Origin of the sequence: Halobaculum sp. EA56, assembly GCF_051195075.1 — an archaeon.
Taxonomy (GTDB): Archaea; Halobacteriota; Halobacteria; order Halobacteriales; family Haloferacaceae; genus Halobaculum.
This window is the reverse complement of the sequence record NZ_JBNTJX010000003.1, coordinates 294534-311368: the sequence shown is the minus strand read 5'-3', so window position 1 is coordinate 311368 and position 16835 is coordinate 294534. Positions and strand designations below refer to the sequence as shown.

Annotated in this window: 18 protein-coding genes; 8 read left to right on the top strand and 10 right to left on the bottom strand. The window is 67.6% G+C overall.

The annotated features are described in order from the left end of the window. Positions 1-44 precede the first annotated feature (44 nt). From acs to ACQUQ1_RS07340, 4 genes are all read right to left on the bottom strand, one after another. A complete protein-coding gene (gene acs, locus ACQUQ1_RS07355) occupies positions 45-2039 on the bottom strand; it encodes an acetate--CoA ligase (RefSeq protein ID WP_435063622.1) in 1995 nt (664 codons plus the stop codon). Between the two features lie 195 nt (positions 2040-2234). After that, entirely contained in the window at positions 2235-2537 is a 303-nt protein-coding gene (locus ACQUQ1_RS07350; RefSeq protein ID WP_435063621.1) for a hypothetical protein, read from the bottom strand. Between the two features lie 70 nt (positions 2538-2607). Beyond that, entirely contained in the window at positions 2608-2883 is a 276-nt protein-coding gene (locus tag ACQUQ1_RS07345; RefSeq protein ID WP_435063620.1) for an ArsR family transcriptional regulator, read from the bottom strand. A 146-nt stretch (positions 2884-3029) separates the two neighbouring features. Next, the gene (locus ACQUQ1_RS07340; protein WP_435063619.1) at positions 3030-4733 is read right to left on the bottom strand and encodes an acyl-CoA mutase large subunit family protein; all 1704 of its coding nucleotides are present in this window, start codon (positions 4731-4733) and stop codon (positions 3030-3032) included. 215 nt (positions 4734-4948) lie between these two features. Here ACQUQ1_RS07340 and ACQUQ1_RS07335 point away from each other — a divergent pair, with 215 nt between their 5' ends. From ACQUQ1_RS07335 to ACQUQ1_RS07325, 3 genes are all read left to right on the top strand, one after another. Then, positions 4949-5392 (top strand): DUF5788 family protein, encoded by a 444-nt coding sequence (locus ACQUQ1_RS07335; RefSeq protein WP_435063618.1) that lies wholly within the window; start codon positions 4949-4951, stop codon positions 5390-5392. A gap of 188 nt (positions 5393-5580) precedes the next feature. Further along, the gene (gene polX, locus ACQUQ1_RS07330; protein ID WP_435063617.1) at positions 5581-7326 is read left to right on the top strand and encodes a DNA polymerase/3'-5' exonuclease PolX; all 1746 of its coding nucleotides are present in this window, start codon (positions 5581-5583) and stop codon (positions 7324-7326) included. 2 nt (positions 7327-7328) lie between these two features. Then, the gene (locus tag ACQUQ1_RS07325) at positions 7329-7874 is read left to right on the top strand and encodes a Mut7-C RNAse domain-containing protein (RefSeq protein WP_435063616.1); all 546 of its coding nucleotides are present in this window, start codon (positions 7329-7331) and stop codon (positions 7872-7874) included. A gap of 81 nt (positions 7875-7955) precedes the next feature. Here ACQUQ1_RS07325 and ACQUQ1_RS07320 read toward each other — a convergent pair whose 3' ends face one another. Beyond that, complete coding sequence (locus ACQUQ1_RS07320) at positions 7956-8996, bottom strand: DUF7139 domain-containing protein (protein WP_435063615.1); 1041 nt, start codon at positions 8994-8996, stop codon at positions 7956-7958. Positions 8997-9184: 188 nt separating this feature from the next. Between ACQUQ1_RS07320 and ACQUQ1_RS07315 the strand changes: the two genes are divergently transcribed. Together ACQUQ1_RS07315 and ACQUQ1_RS07310 are read left to right on the top strand one after the other, a co-directional pair. Beyond that, positions 9185-9475: a DUF5789 family protein gene (locus ACQUQ1_RS07315; protein ID WP_435063614.1), complete on the top strand. Its 291-nt coding sequence runs from the start codon at positions 9185-9187 to the stop codon at positions 9473-9475. Positions 9476-9571: 96 nt separating this feature from the next. Then, positions 9572-10021, top strand: a complete 450-nt coding sequence (locus ACQUQ1_RS07310; protein ID WP_435063613.1) for a DUF302 domain-containing protein — start codon at positions 9572-9574, stop codon at positions 10019-10021. Positions 10022-10045: 24 nt separating this feature from the next. Here the strand turns inward: ACQUQ1_RS07310 and ACQUQ1_RS07305 are convergent, their stop codons facing one another. The 4 genes from ACQUQ1_RS07305 to ACQUQ1_RS07290 form a co-directional block, all read right to left on the bottom strand. After that, the gene (locus ACQUQ1_RS07305) at positions 10046-10381 is read right to left on the bottom strand and encodes a hypothetical protein (protein WP_435063612.1); all 336 of its coding nucleotides are present in this window, start codon (positions 10379-10381) and stop codon (positions 10046-10048) included. Positions 10382-10585: 204 nt separating this feature from the next. Then, the gene (nreA, locus tag ACQUQ1_RS07300) at positions 10586-11851 is read right to left on the bottom strand and encodes a DNA repair protein NreA (RefSeq protein ID WP_435063611.1); all 1266 of its coding nucleotides are present in this window, start codon (positions 11849-11851) and stop codon (positions 10586-10588) included. A gap of 203 nt (positions 11852-12054) precedes the next feature. Next, on the bottom strand, positions 12055-12714 hold the full coding sequence (locus tag ACQUQ1_RS07295; protein WP_435063610.1) for a M12 family metallo-peptidase: 660 nt from the start codon (positions 12712-12714) through the stop codon (positions 12055-12057). Beyond that, the gene (locus ACQUQ1_RS07290; protein WP_435063609.1) at positions 12711-13322 is read right to left on the bottom strand and encodes a hypothetical protein; all 612 of its coding nucleotides are present in this window, start codon (positions 13320-13322) and stop codon (positions 12711-12713) included. Before ACQUQ1_RS07290 ends, ACQUQ1_RS07295 begins: the two co-directional genes overlap by 4 nt. Before the next feature lie 489 nt (positions 13323-13811). Here ACQUQ1_RS07290 and ACQUQ1_RS07285 point away from each other — a divergent pair, with 489 nt between their 5' ends. Further along, positions 13812-14318, top strand: coding sequence for a hypothetical protein (locus ACQUQ1_RS07285; protein WP_435063608.1), 507 nt, complete (start codon positions 13812-13814; stop codon positions 14316-14318). Between the two features lie 226 nt (positions 14319-14544). On the opposite strand, the gene ACQUQ1_RS07280 is transcribed toward ACQUQ1_RS07285, so the two are convergent. Further along, positions 14545-15558: a transcription initiation factor IIB gene (locus ACQUQ1_RS07280; protein WP_435063607.1), complete on the bottom strand. Its 1014-nt coding sequence runs from the start codon at positions 15556-15558 to the stop codon at positions 14545-14547. 85 nt (positions 15559-15643) lie between these two features. Between ACQUQ1_RS07280 and rnhA the strand changes: the two genes are divergently transcribed. Together rnhA and ACQUQ1_RS07270 are read left to right on the top strand one after the other, a co-directional pair. Continuing rightward, on the top strand, positions 15644-16234 hold the full coding sequence (gene rnhA / locus ACQUQ1_RS07275) for a ribonuclease HI (protein ID WP_435063606.1): 591 nt from the start codon (positions 15644-15646) through the stop codon (positions 16232-16234). After that, positions 16231-16824 carry a DUF7108 family protein gene (locus ACQUQ1_RS07270; RefSeq protein WP_435063605.1) on the top strand — a complete coding sequence of 198 codons (594 nt, stop codon included), beginning with the start codon at positions 16231-16233 and terminating at the stop codon, positions 16822-16824. Before rnhA ends, ACQUQ1_RS07270 begins: the two co-directional genes overlap by 4 nt. Positions 16825-16835: the final 11 nt, after the last annotated feature.

Sequence of the window (16835 nt, the reverse complement as noted above, 5' to 3'; positions counted from 1 at the left end):
AAGAACGGAACGCGAAGCGACGCTGAACCGAGGCGACGGCGTCGTTAGTCGCCCTGGACGGTCCGCCGGATGTCCTCGACGACGTCCGGGTTCCGAAGCGTGGACGTGTCGCCCAGTTCCTCCTCGTTGGCGATGTCCTCGAGCAGCCGCCGCATGATCTTCCCGGAGCGGGTCTTCGGGAGCTCCGGCGTGAACACCACGCGCTCGGGGCGGGCGATCGGGCCGATGGCGTCCTCGACGGCGGCGATTATCTCGTCGCGGAACGCGTCGGTCTCGTCCTGGCCCTCCTCGGTGATGACGTAGGCGTAGACGGCCTCGCCTTTCACCTCGTGGTCGCCGCCGACGACGGCGGCCTCGGCGACGCCCTCGACGCCGACGATGGCCGACTCGATCTCCATGGTGCCGAGGCGGTGGCCGGAGACGTTGATCACGTCGTCGACGCGGCCGAGCACGGTGATGTAGCCGTCCTCGTCGATCTTGGCGCCGTCCTCGGGGAAGTACACCCAGTCGTCGGGGTCGTCGGAGTCGACGTCGGAGTACTCGGCCCAGTACTCGTCGATGAACCGCTCGTCGTTCTTGTACAGCGTGCGGAGCATCCCCGGCCACGGCTTCTGCACCGTGAGATAGCCCGCGCGGCCGGGCTCGACCTGCTCGCCGTTCGTGTCGACGATCTGCACGTCGACGCCTGGCAGCGGCGGCCCCGCCGAGCCGGGCTTCATGTCCTTGACGCCCGGGAGCGTCGTGACCATCATGCCGCCGGTCTCGGTCTGCCACCACGTGTCGACGATGGGACACTCCTCGCCGCCGATGTGCTTGTAGTACCACTTCCACGCGCGCGGGTTGATCGGCTCGCCGACCGTCCCCAGCAGGCGCAGGCTGGAGAGGTCGTGCCGGTCGGGGTACTCGGGACCCCACTTCATGAACGCGCGGATGGCGGTGGGCGCCGTGTACAGCTGGGTCGCCCCGTAGTCCTCGACGATCTGCCAGAGGCGGTCCCGGTCGGGGTGGTCGGGCGTCCCCTCGTACATCATCGTGGTGGTGCCGAGCGCGAGCGGCCCGTACACGATGTAGCTGTGGCCGGTGATCCAGCCGATGTCGGCCGAGCAGAAGTACGTGTCCTCCGGCTTGATGTCCAGCACCGCCTGGGAGGTCCACGCGGTCCACGCGAGGTACCCGCCGGTGGTGTGTTTCACGCCCTTCGGCTGGCCGGTCGTCCCCGAGGTGTACATGAGGAACAGCATGTCCTCGGCGTCGCGGTCGACCGGCTCGACGGTCGCGCCCTCGTGGGCGGCCATCAGCTCGCCCCAGTCGTGCTGGGACTCGCCGAGGTCGTGGCCGAAGTCGTCGCCGTTGGGGCCGAGCCGGTCGACGACGACCGTCTCGGTGTCGTGGTCGACGCCCGCGAGCCCCTCGTTGGCCTTCTCCAGGTGGTCGAGGGGGTCGCCGCGGCGGTAGTAGCCGTCGCAGGTGACGAGGTACTCCGAGTCCGCCGAGTTCATCCGGGTCGCCAGCGCGTCCGCCGAGAAGCCGGCGAACACGACCGAGTGCGGCGCGCCGATGCGGGCGCACGCCAGCATGGCGATGGGGAGCTCCGGGATCATCGGCATGTACATCGTGACGACGTCGTCCTCGCCGACGCCCAGGTCCCGCAGCGCCGCGGCCGCCTCGTTCACCTTCTCGTGCAGCTCTGCGTAGGTGAGCGTGACGTTGTCCTCGTCGACGGGCTCGCCCACCCACTCGATGGCCGCCTCGTCGCCGCGCTCGTCGAGGTGGCGGTCGAGACAGTTCGCCGAGGCGTTCAGCGTGCCGTCCGTGAACCACTCGTAGAACGGCGGGTTCGAGTCGTCGAGCACCTGGTCGTACGGCTCCTCCCAGTCGAGGAGGTCGGCGGCCTGCTCCCAACACTCCGGCCAGCTCTCCTCGAACTCGTCGTAGATGCCCGCGTCCGACACGTTCGCCTGCTCGACGAACGCGTCGGAGGGCTCGAACACCTCCTGTTCCTCGAGCCGGGCCTCCAGTTCCACGTCATCGTCTGCCATAGTCACCCGATACGTCGGAATCGACCGTGATAAAACTGCCTCACCGCGTCAACATCGTCCCGTCGTCTCCCGGTTTCGCGAGCGCCGGAACGCTCAGTGTCGGCGGCGAGACGTGCCGAGCGGGACGATCAGTCGGTTGCGGCGGAACCGACGGGCGGCGAGGGGACGGGCCGGTCGCGGCGCGCGAGGGGCGAGTCAGTCCCAGGTGACCCACGCGAGGAACGCGAGCGCGACGAGCTCCAGCAGGCGGAGGCCGCCGACGGCGAGGTGCGCGATGGGGGCCTGGGCGGCGATCCACTCGCTCAGGACCGGGTGGAAGTAGAAGATGTACAGCGCGAGCGCGTTCTCGGCGAGCAGGACGAGGGCGAACGCCGCCAGCCCGAGCGTGTGTTTCGAGCGGAACCGCCTGTAGTTGCGGCCCCAGACGTAGCTCAGGCCGAGGAGGAGGACGACGTTGAGCGCGGCGGCGCCCCAGATCACCTGCAGCCAGAGGCTCATCGGCTCAGCCCCCAGTTGCGCGCAGGTGCGTTTATACTCTTTCCAAACTCCGTCCCGAATGCGTGTCCGGTCATTCTACCTGCTCCATGATCTGCTCGACCGTGTCCCAGTGCCGTCGTGCGCGGTCGGTCGGGAGGTACACCGCGCCGTAGTCCCCGCCCTGTTTCCGGAGGACGTCGTTGTCACACAGCACGTCGAGGTGGTGGCGGACCGTCGTGTAGTCCAGCTCCAGGGCCTCGGCGAGCTTGTTGGCGTTCCGCGGCCGCTCGTCGAGCGCCTTGAGGATGCGGACCCGGTTCTCGCCGCCCCGGGTTCCGGTGAGCACGTACCACAGAACGCCGTCCATCGTTCGTTCCCCTCGTCCACCGTCGAAGTAAGTCCACCGAACCGGGCGAGGGCGTCAGACGCGACCGACGACCGCAGGTCGACCGACGGCCCGTGGGGCGGACCGGCGGTCCGGGGCGCAGCCGACGAGCCGGAATCCTCCGGCGCCTACGACGCCAGGCCGATGGTCTCCCGGTAGGAGCCGTAGTGCGTCTCGAACACGTCCATGATCTCGCCCATCGTGGCGTACGCCTTCACCGCGTCGACGATGTACGGCATCACGTTCTCGTCGTTCCCGATCGCCTCGTCCAGCGCCGCGAGCGTCCCCTCGACGGCGTCGTCGTCGCGTTCGGCCTTCACGTCGGCGAGCCGCTCCAGTTGCCGCTCCTGCACCTCCTCGTCGACGTGGAGCAGGTCGGGTTCGGGGTCGTCCTCGACGGTGTACTTGTTGACGCCGACGACGACCTCCTCGCCCTCGTCCACGCGCTCCTGGTACTCGTAGCTGGCCTCCTGGATCTCGCGGTGGAAGTAGCCCTGCTCGATCCCCTCGAGGACGCCGTCGCGGACGGAGCCGTCGCCCATCTCCTTGAGCTCCTCGATGTACGCCATCGTCTTCTCCTCGATCTCGTCGGTGAGGCTCTCGACCATGAACGAGCCGGCGAGCGGGTCGACCGAGTCGGCCGCGCCCGACTCCTCGGCGATGATCTGCTGGGTCCGCAGGGCGACCCGGACCGCCTGCTCGGAGGGGAGCGCCAGCGCCTCGTCGAAGGAGTTCGTGTGCAGGCTCTGTGTCCCGCCCAGCACGCCCGCGAGCGCCTGGATCGTCACGCGGACGATGTTGTTGAGCGGCTGCTGGGCCGTCAGCGACTGGCCCGCCGTCTGCGTGTGGAACTTCAGGCGCTTGGACGCCTCGTCCTCGGCGCCGTACCACTCGTCCATGACCCGCGCGTAGATGCGCCGGCCGGCGCGGAACTTCGCCACCTCCTCGAAGATGGAGTTGTGGGAGTTGAAGAAGAACGACAGCTGCGGCGCCACCTCGTCCACGTCCAGCCCGCGCTCCTGTGCGTCCTCGACGTACGCGAAGCCGTCCGCGAGCGTGAACGCCAGCTCCTGGATCGCCGTCGACCCGGCCTCGCGGATGTGGTACCCCGACACCGAGATGGGGTAGATGCCCGGCGTCTCCTCGATGGCGAACTCGACGGTGTCGGTGACCAGATCGAGGGACGGCTCCGGGGGTATCACCCACTCCTTCTGGGCGATGAACTCCTTGAGCATGTCGTTCTGGAAGGTGCCCCGGAGCTGTTCGCGCGGGACCCCCTTCCTGTCGGCGAGCGCGACGTACATCGCGAAGATGACGGGCGCGCTGGGGTTGATCGTGAACGAGGTGGACACCTCGCCGATGTCGATGCCGTCGAAGAGGATCTCCATGTCGCGGAGCGTGTCGACGGCGACGCCCTCCTTTCCGACCTCGCCGTCCGAGAGCGGGTCGTCGGAGTCCTTGCCCATCAGGCTCGGCATGTCGAACGCCGTCGAGAGGCCCGTCTGACCGTTCTCGATGAGGTAGTGGAACCGCTCGTTCGTCTCCTCGGCGGTACCGAAGCCGGCGAACTGGCGCATCGTCCACGTCCGTCCGCGGTACATCGTCGGGTACGGCCCGCGGGTGTACGGCTCCTCGCCGGGGAAGCCGATGTCCTCCTCGTAGTCGATGTCGGCAACGTCGTTCGGGCCGTAGAGATCCTGTATCTCCAGGTTCGAGACCGTCGCGAAGCGGTCCTTGCGCTCGCCGTGTGCGTCCAGAACCGGGTCACGGGTCTCCTCCTCCCACTCCTCGCGGGACTCGCGTATCTCCGCGAGGTCGTCCTCGTCGTACATGGACGCACAGACTGCCGGAAGGACCATTAACGATTCGGGTGGCGGGAACGCGTCGCCGCGACACCGCGAACGATCGCGCCGACACCCCTGCCGCCTCGTCGCCGTGGATCGCGTTCGCGATCGGAGCGTGCCATGGCGAACGGAGCCGGGCCGTCCCCCGGCCCCCGCGGAGCGAAACACGAAACACGACGGCGCCCCAATCCCCGTCGACCACCGTGCGGGAATACCAGCGCAAACAGCTCCTCGAACGCGTGAACAAGGAGGGCGCCACGATCGGCGCGGACATCCCCGACCGCATCGAGGTGCAGGGCGAGGAGATCGACCTCCGGGAGTTCGTCTTCGAGATCAAACGCCGCGACACGGTCCCCGAGGGCGAACGCGAGCGCGTCGAGCGGGCGAAGCGGAACCTCCGTCGCGAGCGCCTCGAACGGCTCGAACGGATCGAGGAGAACCGCGTGGACTTCGAGACCGGCGAGGAACTCGCGGCGTCGATCATCGGCATCGACCGCGCGCTGGACGCGCTGGACTCCCTCCGGTCGCCGGGCGTGGAGACCGAAGTCCGCAAGCAGGAGACGATGGACCGGAAACGCTGGATGAGCTTCCTGAAGAAGGCGCTGGGCCACGAGGACGCGAGCGGGAGCAAGCGCGGCGGGTACTAGGTTAGCGGGGTGGCGAGGTGACGGATCGGTCGGGGCGGTGGCGAGGTGACGGGTGAGATGTCCGCGAAGTCCCCCTCGGCGGGGGACTTCGCGGTCGTCGTCGCCGCCTCCACACCGACAGCGCGACGGACGACACCAGATCGCGCCCCGTCGTTCTAAGTCGCGTCCGTCCCGATGGACACGTAGCAATGCGAAACGCCGAGGTCGCCGGCCTGCTGGAGGAGTTCGCGGACCTGCTGGAGGCGCAGGGCGTCGAGTACAAGCCGAACGCCTACCGCCGGGCCGCCGAGAACGTCCGCGACCACCCGCGCGCGATCGAGGACCTGGCCGCCGAGGGCGGCGAGGACGCCGTCGCGGAGATCGACCGCGTCGGCGACGCGATCGCGGCGAAGGTCGTCGAGTACCTGGAGACCGGCGAGATCGGGGAGCTGGAGGAACTCCGCGAGGAGCTGCCCGTCGACATGGCCGCCCTGACGCGCGTCGAGGGCGTCGGCCCCAAGACCGTCGGCACGCTGTACGAGGAGCTCGGGATCACGACCCTCGACGAACTGGAGGCGGCCGCGGAGGCCGGGGAGATACGGGAGGTCGAGGGGTTCGGCGCGAAGACCGAGCAGAACATCCTCGACAACGTCGCGTTCGCGCGGCAGGCGGGCGAGCGCCAGCGCCTGGGCGACGCGCGGCCGCTCGCGGACGGGGTGGTGGAATACCTCGGCGACGAGGACGCCGTCGAGCGGATCGACGTGGCCGGGTCGATCCGGCGGTGGAAGGACACCATCGGCGACGTTGACGTGCTCGTCGCCAGCGAGGTCGGCGAGGCGGTCGTCGACGCCTTCGTCGACTGGCCCGGCGCCGACACGGTGATCGAGGCGGGCGAGCAGAAGGCGAGCGTCCGCGCCGACGACGTCCGGGTCGACCTCCGCGTGGTCGTCCCCGAGGAGTTCGGCGCCGCGCTCCAGTACTTCACCGGGTCGAAGGACCACAACGTCGCGCTGCGCAACCGCGCGATCGACCGCGGGCTGAAGCTCAACGAGTACGGCGTGTTCGATATCCGCGACGTGGACGACCCGGACGCGGGACAGCGCGTCGGCGAGCGCCTCGGCGGCGCCGAGGAGTCGGAGATGTACGGCGCGCTCGACCTCCCGGTCATCCCGCCGGAGCTACGCGAGGACACCGGCGAGATCGACGCCGCCGCCGCCGGCGGGCTTCCGGACCTGATCGCCGAGGACGAGATCCGCGGCGACCTCCACACCCACACCGAGTGGTCCGACGGCGGCAACACGGTCGCGGAGATGGTCGAGGCCGCGGCCGACCGCGGCTACGACTACCACTGCGTCACCGACCACGCCGAGGGGCCGGGCGTCTTCGGCGACACGGGCCTCTCGGACGCCGACGTGCGCGAACAGGCGGAGGAGGTCGGTGCCGTCCGCGCGGACGCGGACATCGAGGTGTTCCACGGCGTCGAGGCCAACGTCGACGCCGACGGCGACGTGACGACGAGCGACGACCTGCTCTCCGACCTCGACATCGTGATCGCCTCCCCGCACGCCGCCCTCGACCAAGGGGACGCCACCGACCGGCTGGTCCGCGCGGTCGAGCACCCCGAGGTGGACGTGCTCGGCCACCCGACGGGCCGGCTGATCAACGAGCGCGCGGGGCTCGACGTCGACTACGAGCGCCTCGCCGAGGCCGCCGCCGACGCGGGCACCGCGCTGGAGGTGAACGCCAACCCCGCTCGCCTCGACCTCGACGGCGACGCGGTCCGCGCGGCCGTCGAGGCCGGCGCGGCGGTCGCGGTGAACACCGACGCCCACACCCCGGCCGAGTTCGACAACGTCCGCTACGGCGTCCACACCGCCCGCCGCGGGTGGGCCGAGACCGCGGACGTGCTGAACGCCCGCGACGCCGACGGCCTGCGCGCGTTCCTCGACGGGTGAGGATGGGAGCCCGCGACGGCGCCGATACCGACGGCGACGACGGCGGCGCTCGCGACGGCGACGGCGACGGCGACAGCGACGGCGGCGAGCCCGTCGTCGTCCCCGAACGCGACCCGCTCCTGCTCGACGCCATGCTCGGCGGCCTCGCGAGCTACCTCCGGATGTGCGGCTACGACGCCGCGTACGCGCTCGACAGGGGCGTCGAGGACGACGAGGCGGTCCGGCGCCTCGCGGCGGCCGAGGGGCGACGAGTACTCACCCGTGATCGCGACCTGGCGGCGGCGACCCCGGGCGCGCTCCTCCTGACGGAGCGGGACGTGGTCGACCAACTGCGCGAACTCCGCGAGGCCGGCGTCCGGCTCAGGCTCGCGGAGGCGCCCGCCCGATGCGGCGCGTGCAACGGGCCGCTGGAGGCGGTCGACCCGGACGCCGACCGACCCGACTACGCGCCCGAGACGGGGACGCTGTGGCGGTGCCGCGACTGCGGGCGACGCTTCTGGAAGGGGAGCCACTGGGAGGACGTGCGCGAGACGCTCGCGTCTCTGTGAGCCGCGACGGGACGACCGACCGACGGCCGGGGAACGGATCCGCGTCGAAGCCGAGTTCCGAGAACGGCGGCGGGAACCGAATCAGCGGGGGCTCCAGTCGTCGCACGCCTCCATGTCGTCCATGAGGTCGTCGTGGAGGCCGCAGTACGGCTGCATCCCCTGGTCCGTGCGGACGTACTGGAAGTGGCCGCAGGAGCCGCAGTAGGAGTCGCCCGGCGAGTCCGCCCGCTCGGAGGGCCCGTCGGCGGCGGCCGCGGGGCCGGACGGTCCGCCCGCCGACGAACCCGTCGTCGTCGAACGGGGGGACCGAGTGTCGGCGCCGCCGCCGGCGTCGTCGGCCAGCGGCGTGATGTCCGCGGAGGAGGCGCCGCCGTCGCTCACCGTCCCGGGGCCGGCGTCCGTCGCGGGCCGCGAGCGGCTCCCCGAGTCGCCGGCGGCGGACCGCGTCCGTTCCCGCTGTCGCTTCCGTTCGACCTCGGGCCGGTTCGTCTGCGTCTCGACGCTCCCGTCCGGGGTGTTCCCGAGAAGGCCGACGCCGCCGACGGTCGCCGTCTCGCCCTTCGCGCCGCGTATCTCCTCGGCGGTCGACTTCGGCACCTCGATCACCTTCGTCTCGCCGCCGCGGGTGACCTCCAGCGAGACGGTGCCGCCGGGGTTGTTCCGCGCCTTGAAGTTCGCGACGCCGGTGAACAGGCACCAGAACGTCGTGAACGCCCCGAGGAAGTAGACGCCGGCCGTCGGGAGCGTCAGGTCGGAGTACTCCCCGACGCACCGCGCGCCGGACCAGTGGCAGGGGTACGCGTGCGCGAACAGCGCGACCCCGAGCACCGCGACGCCGGCGCCGATGACGGCCGCCGCCTTCGTCCGGGGGCTCGTCGGCATGATCGCGAGCACGCCGAGGAACGTCGCGGGGGTGCCGAGCCCGGCGAGGATGCCGGCCGCCTCCCGCGCCTGCGCGAGGTTCCAGCCGAGCGCGACCGCCGTGACGTCGGTCGCCGCGACGACGATGGCGGCGACGACGAGGAACGCCCCGAGCGAGAACGAGCCGATCCCGAGGTACAGGCGCCTGAGACTGGCGTACTCGCCGACCCGGCCCTCGTACACCTCGGCGAGACTGCTCATACACCGTGTTATAACAGCATCACTTAAAACGATGCGTCAGACGCCGGCATGACGCGCACCCACACGGGGGACGGCGGCGGGGACGGGATCGACGTGAGCGACGGATCGACCGCCGTCGGCCGACGCCGCCGTCGACCGGATAGCGCCGCTCCGAAAGGATTAGGCCGACCCTGGGCGAACCCTGGGACATGGCTGACGACGAGGAATCCGAGGAGGAGGAGCCCGCCGTCGAACTCGGCGACGGCCCCGCGGTCGAGGGCGCGCCGCTGGCGCGCGTCGCCTCGCGGCTCACGTGGCCCCAGGAGAAGTCGAAGGTGCTCGACAAGGAGGGCGACGCGACGATCCGGACGCCGGACGGGCCGCGCGACCTCGCGGACGTGCTGAGCGAGGTCGACACCACCTACTTCGACCGGCGGCAGACGTTCGTCGACGAGGTCGAGGACGTGATCGGACGCGGTCCCGTGCGGACCGCCGAGTAGCGCCCGCGATCCGGCGTCCCCGGTCGGCTGCCGCCCGTCGGCGGCCGTGAGCGAGGCCCCGCCAGGCTTTCTACGGGTCCCGACGAAGCGGAGCGTATGAACCTCCCCATCGACCCCGCCGCGGTTCGGGGCGACGACTACGGCGAGAAGCGCGCGACGCTGGAGATGGACCACGAGGACGCGGTCGAACACGTCCGGGAGACCTTCACCGACCACGGCTTCGGCGTCCCCGTCGAGTTCTCGCCGTCGGACCTGCTCAACGAGAAGGTCGACGCCGGCCGCGATCCCTACTACGTGCTCGGCGCGTGCAACCCCCGGATGGCCGACCGCGCGCTCGACGCGACCGACGGCCGCATCGGCGCGCTGTTCGCCTGCAACGTCGTGATCTGGGAGGAGGAGCCCGGCGTCCAGACGGTGTATCACGTCTCCATCATGCGCATCGCCCGACTGCTGGGGATCGACACCGACGAGGAGGAGATGGACGCGATCGTCGAGGAGACCGGCGAGATGGTCGACGCCGCCTACGACGACCTCGACTCCTCGTAGTCGGGGGCGTCGCTCGCGTCCGCGTCAGTTCGCGTCGTCATGGCCCGCCTCGCCCGCGGAGCCGCCAACGGCGTCGTCCGCGGAGCGGCCTGCAGAGCCGCCGTCGGTGTCGCCGTCGGCGGTACCGCTCCCGGCGACTCCCGTCTCCTCGCGGAGCTCTCGAAGCTCCGCGCGGGTCTCCTCCAGTTCGCGTTCGACCGCAGCGAGGCGGTCGTCCTCGCGGTCGTCGCCGCGGAGGAGCTTCACTCCCCCGAGGATCGCGATCACCGCGACCGCCGAGCCGCCGAACAGGAGCAGGAGCACGAGGAGGACGATCAGCAGTTCCGGTCCGCCGGGGATCTGTCCGATCGGGAGGGCCATATCGGGGCGTCGGTACCCGACCACATACCTCTGGCGGGGGTGCGGGACGCTCGCTTCGCTCACGGCTCACTCCGTTCGCCGTTCGCGTTCCGAGGCCTCCCTGCGGTCGGCCTCGCTTCGCTCGCCACTAGGTGTGCGACCGAGCGGCACGGAGACCGCTCCGCCCACGGAGCCGACCGGCCGGAGCGAGTAGACGGGTCCCGGCTACGTCGTCCAGTCCGCGAGGCTCGACTGGAGGCCGGCGACCATCGTCGACTTCTTGCGCAGGCGCGCCAGCGACACCGGGAGGTGCTCCGCGACCTCCCTGACGGCCGCCTCGAACGTCTCGGCCTCGCCGTGCTCGCCCTCGAAGGCGTTGCGGACGCTCTCGCGCACCTGCCAGACGCCGACGGGACCCCAGTAGTCGTCGGAGACGTGCCGGAGGACGAGTACCTTCGCCTGCCGCCCGCGCTCGGAGAGGTGTTCGAGCACGCCGAACCGCGAGGCGTAGTACGCGCCCGCCGTCTCGTCGACGTACCCCGTTCGGCCCTCGCGGTTCTCGTGGGCGGCCGAGAGGTACGTGTCGCCCTCGGGGTCGGGGTGCCAGATGCTCCCCGGCGACTTGATCTCGACCAGCTCGAACTCCCAGTCGCCGGGCGCGAGGATCACCCAGAAGGCGTTGCCGAGGTACTCGTTGCGCCACACCTGCACGGTGTCGACGCTCCGACGGTCGCGGATCGTCCCGCGGAGGTACTTCCCGACGGTGTCGTCGACGGCGGTGATGGACCACCGCGTCGGCACGAGGCGTCGCTGGTCGTCCCGGCCCAGCGCGCCCGCCGAGAGGACGGTGTTGATGTCGTACACGTCGAAGCCCCGCCGGTAGAGGTACGTCATCGCGCCCTCGGCGCGCCAGTCGTCGTCCTCCAGCGTCTTCTTCACCGGGCGCGGGACGTGGGGGTTCTCCGCCAGGTCCGCGTCGGCCGCGCGGGCGCGCGGCCCCGTCGGCGTCGCCACGTCGTCGGCGGTCACGTCGAAGTCGAGGTCCGGCCCGTCGTCGAGGAACACCTCCACGTCGACCGGACGGTCCGCGATGGCGACCTCGCGCTGGACGCCGAGGAAGCCGTCCCACGCGTCGCTGACGTTCCTGGCGTCGACGCCCTGCGTCGAGTTGAGGAGGGAGGTGCGCCGCTCGAACACGTCCGAGATGGAGACGCCCTCCTCGTACCACGCGCCGCTGGTCTCGAACTTCTCGGCCTCGCGCTCGTGGCCCACGGGCGACAGCAGGCCCGTCGACAGGTCCGGGTAGTTCGAGGAGCCGACGAAGATGGACGGGGAGACGGAACCGAACACGGAGTCGCCGCCGGTCGCCTCCTCGAAGCGGTGCTGGAACGACTCGAGGTGGTCCATCAGCTCGTAGGACTTCTCGCGCGCGAGGCGCCGGCGCTCGGCGCGCTCGTTCTCCTCGAACTCGACGTAGTCGTCCAGCTTCACGGGGTAGCGTAGCCGACACGGCCGTATGAACGTTACCCGTGCGTGGCACGCAGGTCGGGAGAGGATACGCGGAAAAACGTCTACGGACGAATCTTCAATTAGTGAAATAGGCCAGGTATGAGTTATATTGTCTGACGCAAGCGCTTCAAGAATTTCGCCACCTCGGGGTGGCGAATCTCTTCACGAAGGTACGTCTGACAGTATTACTTCAGACTGTCTGGTTCGTCGATAGTACTGCCCGCTTCACATTCTCCCCAGTAATGATCCCATTTGTCGGTCGAATTCGAAGAGCAAGTTACAGAACATGCGTTGCTTGAACCTGCGTCACAACCCATAGGTGTGGCGTATGTCGTTCCTGACTCGTCGTACCTGAGTCCGTCGTCGTGATTGATACCAATGTTGTGGCCGACTTCATGAATCGCTCCACGAATAGCACCTTCAGTGGGATCACCTCTATCACCGTATCGATCCACTCCGAGGCTATGTTCGGCGATCTCGTCTCCTTGTTTTTTATAACAGGCATCGGCTGCCCCGTCGGTGGACGACGTTTCTACCTCGCCGAGGCCAGAATATGCGCCAGACGGCTTGTCCTTCGAGAGGATTAGATTCGCGTCGGTTGATTCGTCTGTATGTCCCTCCTTCCAAGTGTCAAACTCATCGAGAAATTCACTGCCTGACCAGCTGTCGTTTACATCGAAGCTGTAATCGTCGCTCAGCGTAATGTTGTGATCGAGATTCTGATGACTGAGCGAGTTGTCTAGATGCGCACGCACAACTTTGGCTGCCTTCTGTTCGTCATCATAGTAGTACCAGCAGTGGCTGGATAGATCCTGAGATGTGTAGATCGTGATGTCGTATGTCATTGGATTACCTCCACAGAGGCCGTCGACACGACTTCCGTTCCGCGCGTAAGTTCGTATGTAACGGTCGTATCCGGCTCTCCATAGCCGAAGAGCGTCGGACTCGGGTATCTCATTTTTACTTTCTCAGTTACGACTTCATTTGTCGGTACCTCGAATTTGATAACATCTTTGTGAGGATCGTTTTTAGCACCGACGATACTCACGAAAGTCCCGCTCCTGTCGCCTGTGTTCTCTACCTCAATTTCAGCCATAAATGATTCTCCAAAGACGGCAGTCTTAGGAAGACTGAATTTCGTGACGGAGATATTAGGCGAGACCGCGAGTCGCGATTGTGCTTTAGAGGGTAGTTCCCAAGCGAATACAACCTGATCCGTTCCCGGCTTCGTAAAGCCGAGTTTCAGATCTGTGGCGGAAATCTGTAACGGCACCGCGAATCCTACCGAGAATACTGGACTAATATAATCTGGAGGGAGTCGTACAGCATCACTCGGTACTTTTAGTGGTTCCTGCTGATACTCTCTCGCGAGATCAGCCATTGGAGCGGACGCAATGGCTGCGAGCCGGACCCCATCAACGAATTTGGAGGCTCTATACAGCTTGTCTCCCACGATGGCGACGATTGAATCAATTGGAGGCCGAACTGCGTCTGACGCGCGATCGTACGAGAGATTAGCGAAGAGGTACTGCGACAACTTGTTGTGTCTCGTACTGAACGTATCCACACTTCGAGTGTACACGAAATCGTTCAGAACGAACGTCTGACCGAGTGAGAGTCCGCCGTAGCTCTCCGTATGACTATTGGTCACTGAACTGGATATTGAGCTGGCTGCGACTGGTTGTGCCGCCCCGAGAGAAACTCCCGCGGCTCCAACTGCTGACAATACCCGTCGACGACTTAACGAAGGGGAGTGGTCTTTTTTCGACATCTCCATCAGTTAATTTCACTATGAGTACAAAAATGCTTCTAGTAAATTCTTACAGATATTAATAAAATACGATCAGAGAGAGAGAATTTTATGCTCCAGTCCGGAATTTACTTTATTACTGATGTTGGAGGCTGCCACAAGGCACATACATTAGTCGTCACACATTGGTGTATGCGCCAACCAATCAGCAGTATATTCCTCATAGCGATAGTTCTCATAACCGGATGCGCGGGGATCGGAGACCAGGCCTCGAACCAACCGAACGTTACGAAAACCGATACGAATGCCGTATCGACGGCAAATAGTACCGGGACATCGGTCCCCTCGACATCAGATGCAACATCGACCATGTCACGCACGACCTCGCAGCGTCGGGCGAACCTCCCTGCGGAACTCGAACTCTCCGGGCCAGCGGATACCGCAACGAACGTATCCGTATCATTGAAATATGAGTCTAACGGGACGAGGTTGTTCGGGATGGACGTACGACTCGAACCCGACGTGAGGATCGGTATCGATTACACGTTCCCGAGATCCGGTACGTACCTCGTCACCGTCTCGTCGGAGGGGAAGAAAAGTACGTACGAGTGGGATATCGGGTCCCGAGACCCCGATACTGCACTGTCGATCGATCTGACCGAAAATGGGGAGATCGAGATCGTCCCCATCGCGGCATAACACCAGAAAGGATCCCAGGGAATCGGAACATATGCGCCCTGCTACTGTCGGACGTAAGCAGTTCAAGAATGTCGCCACCCCGAGGTGGCGAATATCTTCACGAAGGTACGTCCGACAGTATGAGTCCCCCAGCGTTTGAGGTAAGCCTACCGAAGAGCAGACGCGGAGGAAATCGCATGACGGTGCATAACCGACCGCTCGTAAGCCGAGTGAGTTCTCGAGCGGCCTACCCGTGGATGCCCATCGCCTCGATCTGCTCCTGGTAGCGGTTGCGGATGGTGACCTCGGTAACCTGGGCGACGTCGGCGACCTCGCGCTGGGTCTTCTTCTCGTTGCACAGCAGGGAGGCGGCGTAGATGGCGGCGGCCGCAAAGCCCGTCGGCGACTTCCCCGACAGCAGCCCCTGCTCGGCGGTCGTCTCGATGATCTCGTTGGCCTTCGATTTGACCTCCTCGCTGAGTTCCAGTTCGGAGGCGAAGCGCGGGACGTACTTCTTCGGGTCGACTGGCTTCATCTCCAGGCCCAGTTCCTGGGAGACGTAGCGGTACGTCCGGCCGATCTCCTTGCGCTCCACCCGGGAGACCTCGGATATCTCCTCCAGCGATCGGGGGATGCCCTCCTTTCGACAGGCCGCATACAGCGTCGCGGTGGCGACGCCCTCGATGGAGCGCCCCCGGATGAGGTCCTCGTCGAGCGCGCGGCGGTAGATGACGGAGGCGACCTCCCGTACCGAGCGGGGGACGCCGAGGGCGCTCGCCATGCGGTCGATCTCCGAGAGGGCGAACTGGAGGTTGCGCTCGCCGGCGTCCTTGGTCCTGATGCGCTCTTGCCACTTGCGCAGGCGGTGCATCTGCGACCGCTTCTCCGAGCTGATCGACCGGCCGTAGGCGTCCTTGTCCTTCCAGTCGATGGTGGTCGTCAGCCCCTTGTCGTGCATCGTCTCGGTCACCGGGGCGCCGACCCTGGACTTCTCCTGGCGCTCGGAGTGATTGAACGCCCGCCACTCCGGGCCGCGGTCGACGTGGTCCTCCTCGACGATGAGCCCCGTCGGCTCGTGCATCAGCTCGCCGTCGGCCGTGCGGACCAAGTCCTCCTCGTCGAGGTCGTCGATATCGAGCTCGTCCTCGTCGCCCTCCCCGGTTCGCTCGTCCGCGCCGGTCGTCTCGGACTCCCCGGCGCGCGCGTCGCCGGTCCACTGCCGTCGCTCGCGCTCGTCCCGCTGACGGGTGGGGCCTGACATCGTACTGGTAATCTGTCCCTCGCGGGACAGTTAAGCGTTCGTCCCGATGACAACCCTTTCGCCCGGCGGCCGGCGAGGGATCGGTATGCCGGTCATCGACTGCGACCCCGAGGCGGCCCGCGAGCGGATCGAGGCGGCGGGCGTCGGGACGGTCGCGGGCAACACGGACCACGAGCGCTGGCGCGCCGAGCGGGACGGCGCCGTCGCGGTCGCGTACGACGACAAGGTGGTCGTCCAGGGGGAGGACCCGGAACGCCTCGCCGCGCTCGTGCGCGACGGCGGGGGACGGGGACACGTCTACTTCGACGGCGCCTCGCGGGGCAACCCCGGACCGGCGGCCATCGGGTGGGCCGTCGTCACCGGCGACGGCATCGTCTCGGAGGGCGGCGAGCGGATCCCCGACACCACGAACAACAGGGCGGAGTACGCCGCGCTGATCCGGGCGCTGGAGGCCGCCGTCGACTACGGCCTCGACGAGGTGGACGTCCGCGGCGACTCGCAGCTGATCGTGAAGCAGGTGCGCGGCGAGTGGGACGCCAACGACCCCGACCTCCGCGAGCAGCGGGTCCGGGCGCGGGAGCTGCTGGAGCGGTTCGACCGCTGGAGCATCGAGCACGTCCCGAGAGAGATAAACGAGCGCGCCAACGAACTGGCCAACGAGGCGTTCGAGGCATGACTGCCGAGGAACCGGACCGGACGGGGGAAGCGACGGACGAGTGGGACGGGGAGCTTCCGCGGTCCACGGTCGAGGCCGCCGAGCGGCTCACCCGGCTCGCACGAGAGGCCGTCGACGACGCGGAGGCCGACGCCTACCGCGCGGACCGGGCCGACCGACTGGACGAGCACGGCTTCACCGCGCGGGTCCGCGAGGACGACGACACGCTCGTGCTCCACCCCGACGAGTGGCTGGAGGACGGCACCGTCCGGGTCGACCGGATCGAGGACACCGACCGCGCGGTCGAGGTGTCGCTGTCGGGCGCCGGCGACCCCGACGACTGGGCGGCCGTCGAGGAGCACAACGCGGCGCTGGTCGAGGCGGTCGCCGAGGAGCACGGCGAGCCCCACGCCGCGAACGCGCGGGCGTTCGCGGACTTCATGGGGAACCACTACGCGCGGCCGATGGACTCGGCGAGCGCCGACGAGGTACGGGAGTTCCTCGAGGAGTACTTCCCGCGCAACGCCTGGCCGTCGGAAGAACAGCGCGACGCCGTGATGGCGTCGGTGCGGTACGTCTTCGAGGCCGCGGACGGGCGGACTCCCCTGTGAGCCGTCCGGGC